This window comes from uncultured Microbacterium sp., assembly GCF_913776565.1.
Taxonomy (GTDB): domain Bacteria; phylum Actinomycetota; class Actinomycetes; order Actinomycetales; family Microbacteriaceae; genus Microbacterium.
The window spans coordinates 20123-30971 of sequence record NZ_CAJYPF010000058.1; the positions used below are offsets into that span (position 1 = coordinate 20123).

Annotated in this window: 14 protein-coding genes; all 14 read right to left on the reverse strand. The window is 73.0% G+C overall.

Annotated elements, in window-relative coordinates:
- Position 1 precedes the first annotated feature (1 nt).
- Entirely contained in the window at positions 2 to 427 is a 426-nt protein-coding gene (locus QZ433_RS03630; protein WP_295780055.1) for a hypothetical protein, read from the reverse strand.
- Positions 424 to 1749, reverse strand: a complete 1326-nt coding sequence (locus tag QZ433_RS03635) for a FliI/YscN family ATPase (RefSeq protein ID WP_295780056.1) — start codon at positions 1747 to 1749, stop codon at positions 424 to 426. Before QZ433_RS03635 ends, QZ433_RS03630 begins: the two co-directional genes overlap by 4 nt.
- Positions 1746 to 2363: a FliH/SctL family protein gene (locus QZ433_RS03640; RefSeq protein WP_295780057.1), complete on the reverse strand. Its 618-nt coding sequence runs from the start codon at positions 2361 to 2363 to the stop codon at positions 1746 to 1748. The genes QZ433_RS03635 and QZ433_RS03640 overlap by 4 nt, the downstream gene beginning before the upstream one ends.
- A 114-nt stretch (positions 2364 to 2477) precedes the next feature.
- Positions 2478 to 3578: a FliG C-terminal domain-containing protein gene (locus QZ433_RS03645; protein ID WP_295780058.1), complete on the reverse strand. Its 1101-nt coding sequence runs from the start codon at positions 3576 to 3578 to the stop codon at positions 2478 to 2480.
- On the reverse strand, positions 3575 to 5209 hold the full coding sequence (gene fliF, locus QZ433_RS03650; RefSeq protein WP_295780059.1) for a flagellar basal-body MS-ring/collar protein FliF: 1635 nt from the start codon (positions 5207 to 5209) through the stop codon (positions 3575 to 3577). Before fliF ends, QZ433_RS03645 begins: the two co-directional genes overlap by 4 nt.
- Positions 5210 to 5211: 2 nt before the next feature.
- Complete coding sequence (gene fliE, locus QZ433_RS03655) at positions 5212 to 5538, reverse strand: flagellar hook-basal body complex protein FliE (protein ID WP_295780060.1); 327 nt, start codon at positions 5536 to 5538, stop codon at positions 5212 to 5214.
- The gene (locus QZ433_RS03660) at positions 5538 to 5930 is read right to left on the reverse strand and encodes a flagellar basal body rod C-terminal domain-containing protein (RefSeq protein ID WP_295780061.1); all 393 of its coding nucleotides are present in this window, start codon (positions 5928 to 5930) and stop codon (positions 5538 to 5540) included. Before QZ433_RS03660 ends, fliE begins: the two co-directional genes overlap by 1 nt.
- The gene (flgB, locus tag QZ433_RS03665) at positions 5927 to 6274 is read right to left on the reverse strand and encodes a flagellar basal body rod protein FlgB (protein WP_295780062.1); all 348 of its coding nucleotides are present in this window, start codon (positions 6272 to 6274) and stop codon (positions 5927 to 5929) included. Before flgB ends, QZ433_RS03660 begins: the two co-directional genes overlap by 4 nt.
- A 103-nt stretch (positions 6275 to 6377) precedes the next feature.
- Positions 6378 to 6653: a hypothetical protein gene (locus QZ433_RS03670; protein WP_295780063.1), complete on the reverse strand. Its 276-nt coding sequence runs from the start codon at positions 6651 to 6653 to the stop codon at positions 6378 to 6380.
- A complete protein-coding gene (fliS, locus tag QZ433_RS03675; protein WP_295780064.1) occupies positions 6650 to 7033 on the reverse strand; it encodes a flagellar export chaperone FliS in 384 nt (127 codons plus the stop codon). Before fliS ends, QZ433_RS03670 begins: the two co-directional genes overlap by 4 nt.
- A gap of 20 nt (positions 7034 to 7053) precedes the next feature.
- Positions 7054 to 8418 (reverse strand): flagellar filament capping protein FliD, encoded by a 1365-nt coding sequence (gene fliD, locus QZ433_RS03680; protein WP_295780065.1) that lies wholly within the window; start codon positions 8416 to 8418, stop codon positions 7054 to 7056.
- Positions 8419 to 8519: 101 nt separating this feature from the next.
- Positions 8520 to 9380, reverse strand: a complete 861-nt coding sequence (locus tag QZ433_RS03685; protein ID WP_295780066.1) for a flagellin — start codon at positions 9378 to 9380, stop codon at positions 8520 to 8522.
- A 126-nt stretch (positions 9381 to 9506) separates the two neighbouring features.
- Positions 9507 to 10349 (reverse strand): sigma-70 family RNA polymerase sigma factor, encoded by an 843-nt coding sequence (locus QZ433_RS03690; protein ID WP_295780067.1) that lies wholly within the window; start codon positions 10347 to 10349, stop codon positions 9507 to 9509.
- A gap of 96 nt (positions 10350 to 10445) precedes the next feature.
- The coding region (locus QZ433_RS03695; RefSeq protein WP_295780068.1) for a hypothetical protein at positions 10446 to 10849 on the reverse strand (404 nt) is incomplete at its 5' end.

Sequence of the window (10849 nt, forward strand, 5' to 3'; positions counted from 1 at the left end):
GTCACGCGCCGCTCGTCTCGGGAGCCGCCGCGCGCGAGGTCGCGATCTCGTCGAGGGCGTTCTGCTCCGTGCGCAGACGCTCCTCGTCCGCACGCAGCCGGTGCGCGTCGTCGAGGCGCTCCAGCCCCCTCAGGTCGCGGCGGGCGCGCACGTGCACGGCCTCGGCGGCGGCGACCTCGTCGCGGCGCATCCGGGTCAGGGCCCGCAGGTCGGCCAGGGCGGCCTGCCCCGCCGATCGCGCGGCCGCCATCGCGAGCAGCGCGGCGGGGTCGCCGACGCTCGTCGCGATGTCGGACAGGCTCGACACCGCGTCCTCGTGCGCCGCCGCAGCCGCGACGTGCTCGGCGCGGGCGCGGGACAGGTCCTGCGCGGCGACGCGCTCCTGCACGCCGCGCACGCGCAGCAGGCTCGACAGGGGGAAGGTCATGCGGGCGGTCCTCCGAGGGTGTCGGTGAGGGCGGCGAGGTCGCGCCACGCGTCGTCGGGGGCGGCGCGGACGTCGATCGACTGGGTGAGGAAGCGCTCGATGGCCCCGCCGTGCGCGAGGGCGGCGTCGACGAGGGGATTGGCCCCGGCCACGTAGGCGCCGATGTCGATGAGGTCGTCGGCGTCGCGGCGCGCGGCGAGCACACGGCGCAGCGCGACCGCCTGGCGGCGCTGCTCGGGCGTGGTGACCTTGCCCATGACCCGCGACACGGACCCGAGCACGTCCACGGCGGGGAAGTGCCCGCGCACGGCGAGCCGACGATCGAGCACGACGTGACCGTCGAGGATCCCGCGCGCGGCGTCGGCGATCGGCTCGTTGTGGTCGTCGCCGTCCACGAGCACCGTGTACAGACCGGTGATCGAGCCCGTCGGTCCCGTGCCGGCCCGCTCGAGCAGCGACGCCAGCACCGAGAACGTCGAGGGCGGATACCCGCGTGTGGCGGGCGGCTCCCCCGCAGACAGGCCGATCTCGCGCTGCGCCATCGCGACGCGGGTGAGCGAGTCCATCATCAGCAGCACCTCGCTGCCGCCCTCGCGGAAGTCCTCGGCGATGCGCGTCGCCACGAACGCGGCCCGCAGGCGCGCCATCGCCGGCTGGTCCGAGGTCGCCACGACCACCACCGATCGCGCCAGCCCCTCGGGACCCAGGTCGTCCTCGAGGAACTCCCGCACCTCGCGGCCGCGCTCGCCGATCAGAGCGATCACGGTGACGTCGGCGCTCGCCCCCCGCGCGATCATCGACAGGAGCGAGGACTTGCCGACCCCCGACCCGGCGAACAGCCCCAGCCGCTGACCGACGCCGACCGGGGTCATGGTGTCGAGCACCCGGACGCCCAGGCCCAGCTGACGATCGATGCGCCGGCGCCCCAGCACGCTGGGGGCGGCGTTGCCGAGGGGGACGAGGCCCGAGGAACGCAACGGTCCCCCGCCGTCGAGCGGGCGGCCGTTCCCGTCGAGCACCCGCCCGAGCAGTCCCTCCCCCGTGGGCACGCGCGGCGGTTCGCCCGTGTGGTGCACCCGCGTTCCCGCGCCCACGCCCGCGAGGGCGCCGAGCGGCATGCACGTCGCCGACACGGCATCCACCGCCACGACCTCCGCCTCGATGACGGACCCGGCGTCCGGCGCGATGCGCACGCGATCGCCGACCGCGGTGTCGATGCCCCGCACCCGCACGCCCAGGCCCGCGACCGCCTCGACGACGCCCGTGCGTTCCGGACGCGCCGCGGCGAGCGCTCGGCGCCACGCGACGGTCGGGCCGCTCACGCGAGACCTCCCCCACCGTCGTCGGCTGTCAGGGCCGCGCGCACGCGCTGCAGCGCGGCGTCGATGCGGGCGTCCACGCGCCCCTCCCGCAGCTCCACGATCGCCCCGCCGGGGTCGACGTCGTCCGAGGGATGGATCGGGATGCCGTCGCCCCCGGCGCCCGCGGTCCGCGCGTCGCGGGGGTGCAGCAGCACGCGCACGACCGTCGACGCGGGTGCCGCGTCCGCGGCGCGACGAAGAGCGTGCGCCGCCGACCGGGCGGTATCCGACAGCTCCGCGTCCAGGATGACGCGAGCCAGCTCGACGGCGGCCAGCTCCACGCGTCCCGCGTCCATCCCGACCAGCGCAGCGGCGGATGCCTGCAGCTCCACCCGCGCGGCGTCGAGCGCGGCCAGGGCCGTGTCGACCGCGAGCTGTGCTTCGGCGGCGCGATGGACGGCATCCGTTCGCAGCTGCTCCACCAGGCGGTCCCGCTCCTCGCGGGCGTCGCGGCGGCCCCGGGCGAAGCCGTCGGCGTACCCGCGCGCGCGGGCCTTCTCGGTCGCCCCGCGCGGATCCGCGGGGGCGTCGCCGATGCGCGGCGGCACGAGCGGCGCGAAGACGGATTCGGACACGGAGATCACCCTGGGACGAGTGGCGAAGCCGATCCGTGGCTGTTCGACGAGCGATCCGTGCTCGCGGCCGACTATCGCGACGTCCGGCGGCGACGGTAACCGCGCTGTCGGTCCTCAGTCGACGAGTTCGTCCTCGTCCTCTCGCGAGATCGTGATCTCTTCGGCCGCCTCCAGCTCGCGGATGACGCGGACGACGTCGGCGCGAGCTTCGTCGACCTGCCGCACGCGCACCGGGCCCAGCGCGGAGGCTTCTTCGTCGAGGTTCTCGCGGTTGCGTTCGGTCATGTTGCGGCGGATCACCTCGGCGATCTGCGCGTCGGCACCCTTCAGCGCCAGCGCCAGCACCCGCAGGTCGATGCCGCGGAGCACGCGCTGGGCGTCGCGGTCCTCGAGGCGGGAGATGTCGGCGAAGGTCAGCATGCGGCTGCGGACCTCCTCGGCGAGCAGCTGGTCGCGGTTCTCGAGACCGGCGAGCAGCGCTTTCTCGAGCACGGTGTCCGAGCGGTTGATGATGTCGACGAGGGGCTGGACGCCCCCGACCGGCTCGTGGGCCTCACGCAGTCCGAACACGCCCGTGCGGGCACGGAGCGAGTCGGCGACCACGGCGATCGCGTCCTGCGACGACGCTCCGAGCGTCGCGATCGCCTGCGCGACATCGGTGCGCAAGGGGTCCTGCAGCGCGGCGAGTACCGCGGCGGCGCGGTCGGCGCGCAGGTTGGCCAGCACGACGGCCACCGTCGTGGGCATCTCGCCGTCGAGGAGCGTGGCCAGGTGCCCCGCGTCGACGCTGTCGAGGAACTCGAACGACACCACCCCGTGCGTCAGCACGCGCCCGACCATGCCGACGGCCTTCTCGCGGCCGAAGGCGGTCTCGAGCAGGCCGGTCGCGGCCTCCTGCCCGCCGCGGCCGACCGTCGTGCCGCCCGACGCGATGCGGCCGAAGTCGGCGAGGGCCGTCGCGATCGCCGCGGTGTCGACGTCGCCCAGCTGCGTCAATTCCGCCGCGAGCAGCTCGGCCCGCGTCTCGCCCAGGTGGCGCAGCACCTGGGCGCTGACCTCGCGGTCCAGGGTCAGCATGACGATCGCGGCCCGTCTGAGCCCCGACATCGGTGCCACCGGCGCCGCGGGGACCGCGAGCACCTCGGTCGCCGCCTCGGGCGCCGCGAGGGGCGCCGCGGCATCCTCGATCACGGGACGAGGACCGAGCAGGCTCACGCGAGGGCCTCGTCCATCATGCGCGCGAGGGCCTGCGCGGCGGTCGACGGGTCGGTGCGGGCGAGCTGCTCCACGTCACGACGACGGCGCTCGACGAGCACCTGCGGCGTCTCGGGCTCCTCCTCGATGTCGAGCAGCGTCGGCAGCACCTTCGTCGGCGGCGAGGCCGGCAGCGCGATCGGCTCGGCCAGGCCCTTGAGGGTCTTGAGCTTCTGCTCCTCGGTCTCGGTCATCGTGGCGAAGTACTCGATCGGGCCCTCGTCGGTGTAGAGGGTGCGCCGGCGCAGGCGACGGCGGATCAGAAGGGCCACGACCAGGATCAGCGCCGCGAGCAGGATCGAGCCGCCGATGATGGCGGAGCGCAGGATCTCGGACTGGGACCGGGCGGCCTGGTCGGCCTCGGCCGCCTGCAACGCCGCGGCGGCGGCATCCGCACCCGACTGGCTGAACTCGACGAACTCCACCGTCACGGCATCGCCGCGCGTCGCATCGACACCGGCGGCATCCGACACCAGCGCCTGCACCTGCTCCGCCGTGACCCCGGTGACCGCGGCGCGGTCCAGCGCGATGCTGATGGTCTGACGGGTGAGGCGACCGGCGGGGGTGGTGGTCTTCTCGGTCGACTTGTTCACGGCGTTGCTGCGGGTGGCCTCCGAGGTCTCGACGGTTCCGCCGGCCCCCGCGCCGGGGACGGCGATGTTGTCGGGGCCGAGCACGCCGCTGCCCTGGGCCTGCCCGCCGGTGGACTTCTCGGTGCGGGTCTGCTCCGACGTGGTCAGACCGCCCTCGGGCGCGGTGTACGTCTCGTCCATGCGCTCCGACGTCGAGGTGGCCACGTCGGCGGCGACGCTCACGGTCGCGTTGCCGGGGCCCACGATCTTCTCCAGCATCGCCGAGACCGACGACGAGACCCGGGCCTCGTACTCCTCGGCCTGCGAACCGGACGAACCCGTGAGTCCCGTACCGACCGCCGCGAGCACCTTGCCCGACTGATCGGTGACCGCGACGTCCTCGGGCGCCATGCCCGGGATCGACGCGCTGGTGAGGTGAACGATCGCGGCGACCTGGTCGCCGGTGAGCGTGGCCCCTCCCTGGGTCTTGACGAACACCGACGCGGTCGGATGACGCGCCTCGGCGACGAACACGCTCTCCTCGGGGATGGCCAACTGCACGGATGCCGCGGTGACCCCCGACATCGCGCCGATCGTGCGGGCGAGCTCGCCCTCGATCGCGCGTTTGTAGGTGACCGACTGCTGGAACTCGCTCGCCGTCACGCCCATCTTGTCCAGCAGCGTGTAGCCGCCGGTGGTGTCGCTGGGCAGCCCGGCGGCGGCGGCCGCCAGTCGCTGGGGGTAGACCTGGGCGTCGGGGACGAGGATCGTGGCGCCCCCCTCGGTCAGCTCGTACGAGACCCCGGCGGACTTCAGCTGCTCCACGACCGCCGAGGCGTCGGGGGCGCTCAGTCCGGTGAACAGCGGACTCATCTGCGGCTTGGTCAGCCAGCTGCCCAGGGCGATGGCGCCCATCACCAGCAGCGCCGACCCGATGACGGCGATGGTGCGCTGGGCGACGCTGAAGCCCCCGACGACGCGCTTCGCCCGGTCGAGGACGCTGGTCACGATCGTGGGCATGGTCAGGCCTGCATCCTCATGATCTCGGTGAAGGCGGCGACGCCGCGGTCGCGCACGGCGACCATCAGATCGAGGGCGACGCCGGCACGGGCCGAGGCGATCGTGGCCTGATGGATGTCGTCGAGGTCACCGGTGACCGCCTTCACGGCCAGATCGTTCGACGTCGACTGCAGGCGCTGAAGGTCTTCGACGGCCGTCGTGAGCGATCGACCGAATGCGGCGGCGCCCGGGGTGGCACCGCCGTCGGCGGTGGGCTCGGCCCGCTCGAAGCTGAGAGGGGCGAGGGGCGCGACACCGGGGGCGGCGACCGCGTCGAGAGGGATGCTCATCAGCCGCGTCCGATCTGCAGGGCGGCCTCGTAGCTGGTCTTGGCCCGGTCGACCACGGCGGCGTTGGCCTGGTACCCCCGCTGGGCGAGGATCAGCATGCTCATCTGCTCGCCGAGGTCGACGTTCGGGTACTGCACGTAGCCGTTCTCGTCGGCGTAGGGGTGATCGGGCTGGTGGACCAGCCGTCCGGCCGCGGTGGACCTCTCCACGCCCGTGACGTAGACGCCCGGACTGCGGTCCCCCGCGGCGACGGTGACGAGCTTCTCGCGGAACATGTCCTGTCCGGCGGGGGTCGCGGTGTTGACGTTGGCGATGTTGTCGCTCAGGGCGTCGAGCCATTTGCGGTGCGCCGTCAGACCGGTGCCGGCGATGCCGATGGTGTCGAAGGTCATGCCGACGCCCGTCCGATCGCCGCGCGGATCGAGGCCGCCTGGCCGCCCAGCGCCTGGGCGGCGAACTGGTAGCGCAGGACGGTGTCGATGTTCGACAGCGTCTCGGTGTCGAGGTTGACGTTGTTGCCGTTCAGACGCGTGGGCTCGAGCGACCTCTCGACGCGCGCCGAGACGTCCCCCGAGCCGCGGGCGACGGCGCTGCGCAGTCGGTCCTCGAAGTCCACCCGTTTGGCGTGATAGTCGGGCGTGTTGACGTTGGAGATGTTCTCCGCGATCGATCGCTGTCGCAGAGCGAGCGCGTCGAGGGCGCGGGACAGGGCGGTTGAGGTGACGGATTCGAGCACGCGGCACTCCGGGGTGAAGAGCGAGCCGATCCGTGGCTGTTCGTCGAGCGATCCGTGCTCGCCCGCGACTATCGCGACACGAGGGCCGGGCGGTAACCGTCTCTCACGCGTCGAGATCCAGGTAGACCGGCGCGTCGGCCCGCGTCGTCGGGATCCGCCGGATCGCCTGCATCTCGCGGGCGATGTTGTCGCGCGCCGCCTGCAGCCCGCTGATGCTCGCCCGCTGCCGTTCCAGGATCAGACGCGCCCGCTCCACCACCTCGGCGGGCGGCGGGCCCGCGGGCGTCTCGACGTCCTCGAGGGGAGCGTCGTCGGCCGCGGTGAGCTCCCTGTCGAAGGCGTCCAGGAGCCGGGTCCAGGCCGCCGGCTCGTCGGTCACGGCTGCGCGAGTGCGGCGGCCGCCGCGTGCCAGGCCTCGCGCAGCGGGACGATGAGGTCGCGGCATTCGGCGGTCGCGGCGGCATCGTGGGCGACGTTGGCGACGATCAGCCGGCCGGTCAGATACGTGTAGAGCGCGCGCAGCTCGGCGGCGCCGTCCCAGCGGTCGTCGAGCGAGCCGCTGAGTTCGGCGATGATGGCCTGCGCGTGCGTGAGCGCGGCGCTGGCCGCGGCCCACTCGGACGCCGCCTGGGCGGCATCCGCCCGCTCCACGTCGACCAGCAGGCGGTCGTAGAGCATGGTCACGAGTCGTTCGGGCGACGCCGCGGCGACCTGCTGCTCGAGGTACTCGCGACGGGCGCGGTCGAGGGCGGTGGACATGGCTCCTCCTTCGGTGACGATCATTTCGACGGCGGCGTCAGGGCCGCGAGCTGCGATCCGAGCCAGGCGGAGCGCGATTGCAGTCCCGACAGCCGCACCTCCAGGGCGGAGTACTGGCGCTCGAGGGTCGCGCGCCGGATCTCGAGGCGGGCGTCCATCGCCTCGACCTGCTTCTCCCAGCTCTTCACCTCGCTCTGCTGTCCGGTGATGCGCTGGGTGATCAGGCCGTCGTACTTGTCCGAGTACTGCGCCGCGGTCGACTGCACACGGGCGGCGATCGTCGAGAACAGCTTCTGCGTGCCGGCCGGGTCGGCGGCCATCGCGGTCGCGAACCTCTCGGCGTCGAACGACAGCGCGCCGAACTTGTCGATGCTGATGCCGATGGTCGAGGCCGAGACGCCGTCGACCGGGCTCTGCACCGCCGCGGCGAGCGCCGTCCGTAGCGAGCGGACCGTGCTGTCGCCGGTGAAGACGCCGAGCGTGCTCGTCTTGCCGGGCGCGGCGACGGTGACGCGCGAGCCGTTGTCGATGCGGGTGAGCAGCGCCGCGACGTCCTTGACGAGGGCTCCCGCGACCTCGGACGGGACGGACGCGTCGGGAGCGACCGTGATCGTGACGGGCGTGGCCGAGATCGCGCGGACGGTCACGTCGACTCCCGGCCCGATGTCGGTGAAGGTGTTCGACGAGCTGGTGACGACCTGCTCGGCCGCGGTTCCCGCGAACAGGCGGATGCCGGCATCCGATCCGCGGGCGATGACGGCGGCGCCGGTCTCGGTCGAGACGTCGACGGAGGTGGATGCCGCCACCTCGGCGGCACTGCCCCGGTACAGGACGAAGGAGCCCTTTTCGCCGGCGACGGTCGCGGTGATCTGCAGGCGCGACAGCGGGGCCCCCTGCGCGTCGCGGCCGCCGGGGACGACGGTGGCGGTGACGCCGGTCTTCGCGGCGTTGATCGCGGCGGCGAGGTCCGCGGCCGAGGCGCCGCGGGGGGTGATCTCGGTGCGGGAGCCGTCCGCCGCCTCGAGGGTGAAGGTGCCGCCGAACGACGACGCGTTCCCCGCGGCGGTCACGACGGCGTGAGCGGCGGCGAGTCGGTCGACGACGATCGCGGTCGAGAACGGGCGGGCACCCTCGCGCGCGGTGACGGTGACGGTCTCGGCGGAGCTCGTCGCCTGCATCCGCGAGAGCGAGGCGGGGGCGGCGGCGGTGCGGGCCTTGTCCGTCGCGGCCTGCAGCGCGGTGTTGAGCGATTGCAGGTTCGAGATGACCGTGTTGCGGTCGGTGATGCGCGTGGTCACCTGGGTCTTGGGGATCGCCGCGACGGCGATGAGGGCGTCGATCAGCTCCGTGGTCTTCAGACCCGAGGCGATGCCGTCGATCTGCATCGTGGTGCTCTCTTCCGCGGGGGGTGACGAGGGGGGATGGAAAGGGCGCCCGGGTGGGAGAGTCCCCCGCCCGGGCGCCCGATGCGTCGGGACGCGGCGACTCAGCGGAGAAGCTGCAGCACGCCCTGGCCCGACTGGTTCGCCTGCGCGAGCATGGCGGTGCCGGCCTGCTGCAGGATGTTCGACGCCGTGTACTTGACCATCTCCTTGGCCATGTCGGTGTCGACGATGCGGCTCTTGGCGGCCGACAGGTTCTCGGCCGAGACCTGCAGCGAGTTGATGGTCGACTCGAAGCGGTTCTGCACGGCACCCAGCTCGGCGCGCGCCGACGAGACCGACTTGATGGCGGTGTCGACGGTCGTGATGGTGGCCGCGGCCGCCGCGGGCGACGCGAAGCCGTCCGTGGTGACGATCGCGGTGCGCAGGTTGGTGGCGAGCTCCTTGATGTTGGCCGGGGCCAGGTCGACCGCGATCTGGCTCGAGGCCGAGCCGTCCGCGCCGATCTGGAAGCTCAGCTTGCCGTCGCCGCCCGTGCCGGCGCTGCCGTCGAGCAGCTTGATGCCGTTGAAGTTGGTCGTGTCCGAGATGCGCTCGAGCTCGTCGACCAGCTGCGTGACCTCGGCGCTGACGGCGGCGCGCGAGTCGGTGTTGTTGCTGTCGTTGCCGGCCTGCACCGCGAGGTCGCGCACGCGCTGCAGGATCGAGTGCACCTGCGTCAGGCCGCCTTCCGCGGTCTGGATGACCGAGATGCCGTCCTGGGCGTTGCGCGCGGCGACGTTCAGGCCGTTGACCTGCGAGCGCAGGCCCTCGGAGATGGCCAGACCGGCGGCGTCGTCCGCGGCCCGGTTGATGCGAAGACCGCTCGAGAGCTTCTCGAGCGACTTCGAGACGTCGGCCTGGTTTGCCGAGAGGTTGCGGTACGCGTTGAGCGCACCGATGTTGGTGGCGATCTGAAGACCCATGTCGTTCCTCCGTGGATGGGATTGCTGCACGGGGCCGTCCGTGGCCCCGCACCCCCACCATCGCGACGCCTGCTCGCCGCCGTAACCGGGCGGGTCGGATTCGTCGATCCGGGGATGCCGACGGGCTCACGCCGGGATCGGCAGCTCCACGGGCGCGCCGAAGATGCTGTCGAAGAACGCCGCCCGGGCTTTCGTCGACCGGTCGGGCGCTGTGCCGTTCTCCCAGGCGTCCAGCGCTTCGCGCAGCAGGATCAGGCCGGTGCGCCGCAGCTTGGAGACGTAGGCGTGGCTGACGCCCAGCTCGTGCGCGAGGTCCTTGACCATGCGCTCCTCGAGGTAGACCCCGCGGATCACCGTGCGGGTCTGGTCGGGAAGGGCGGCGACGACCCGGTCGAGCATGCGCTGGCGCTCGGCCTCTTCGACCGCGTGCTCGGGCAGGATCACCTGGTCGGTGAGCGCGGCGAGCTGCGGAGAGTCGCGTCCGTCGGTGTCGAACGTCGCCTCGAAGCTCGTCCCCGTGCGCACCATCTCGTCGAGCAGCTGCGTGCGGGTGACCGCCTCGATGTCGAGTCCCGACTCGGCCGACAGCTCGGCGACGGTCGCGGAGCGCCCCGTCCGGGCGCGCACGATGTCCGCGGCGACGCGCAGGCGTTCGATCTTGTCGCGACCGCGCTCTCCCGCGGGGTCGGCGGCGCGCATCTCGCTCAGGATGGCCCACGTGATCTTGGTGCGCGCGTAGGCGCCGAAGGGGATGCCGCGATTGGGGTCGTACTCGAGCGCGGCCGTGGCGAGTCCCAGGTAGGCCGCCGACAGCAGGTCGTCGAGGTCGACGTGCAGGGCGGTGCGCGCCTTCTCGACGGCGAGGAATTTCGCGAGCGGCAGGTTCTCGCGAGCGAGCTCCTCGGGCGAGCGTCGAACCGCGGATGCCATGGCGGGTGCGAGAACGGTCGACACGATGCTCCCCTGCATTTTCTGCTTGTTTATGAGCAGAAAATAACACACCAAGAGGGCGCGGGATGCCACGCTCCGGCGGACCGCCGCCTCGGCGCAGGGCGCACCGGTGCGTCAGTCGCGCCCGACCACCCGCAGCTCGAGCGCCACGACCGCCGTTCCCGTCACGGGGACGTCCGCCAGTGCGGGGTTCCACACGACGACGGGGACGCTCGCGAGGGGCGACCACTGATCCTCGGACAGGCCGAACCGGGCGCGGAGCCCGTGGCGGTGCAGCAGAGCGGCGATCCGCTCCACCTCCCCCCAGCGCCACGGCCGCGCGGGACCGAGGTGCACTCCCGCCTGCACGCGCGGCTCAGACGGGTGGGCGAAGCCGCGGGCGCCGCGCGACAGGGCCTCGAGCACCGAGGTCGCGTCGCCGTCCGCGGACAGCGCGGCACCGACGCGCCGCACGGCGGCGTCCCGCGTGCGCACGCGCGCGGCCCTGATGCGTCTGGACGCCGACGTGCGGCGCGTCG

Excerpts from the sequence above, each read along its gene's own strand:
- QZ433_RS03685 (WP_295780066.1), bottom strand. The coding sequence starts at position 9,380 with ATGGGTCTTCAGATCGCCACCAACATCGGTGCGCTCAACGCGTACCGC.
- QZ433_RS03660 (WP_295780061.1), bottom strand. The coding sequence starts at position 5,930 with ATGACCTTCGACACCATCGGCATCGCCGGCACCGGTCTGACGGCGCAC.
- fliE (WP_295780060.1), bottom strand. The coding sequence starts at position 5,538 with ATGAGCATCCCTCTCGACGCGGTCGCCGCCCCCGGTGTCGCGCCCCTC.
- fliD (WP_295780065.1), bottom strand. The coding sequence starts at position 8,418 with ATGCAGATCGACGGCATCGCCTCGGGTCTGAAGACCACGGAGCTGATC.
- QZ433_RS03690 (WP_295780067.1), bottom strand. The coding sequence starts at position 10,349 with ATGCAGGGGAGCATCGTGTCGACCGTTCTCGCACCCGCCATGGCATCC.
- QZ433_RS03630 (WP_295780055.1), bottom strand. The coding sequence starts at position 427 with ATGACCTTCCCCCTGTCGAGCCTGCTGCGCGTGCGCGGCGTGCAGGAG.
- fliF (WP_295780059.1), bottom strand. The coding sequence starts at position 5,209 with ATGCCCACGATCGTGACCAGCGTCCTCGACCGGGCGAAGCGCGTCGTC.
- fliS (WP_295780064.1), bottom strand. The coding sequence starts at position 7,033 with ATGTCCACCGCCCTCGACCGCGCCCGTCGCGAGTACCTCGAGCAGCAG.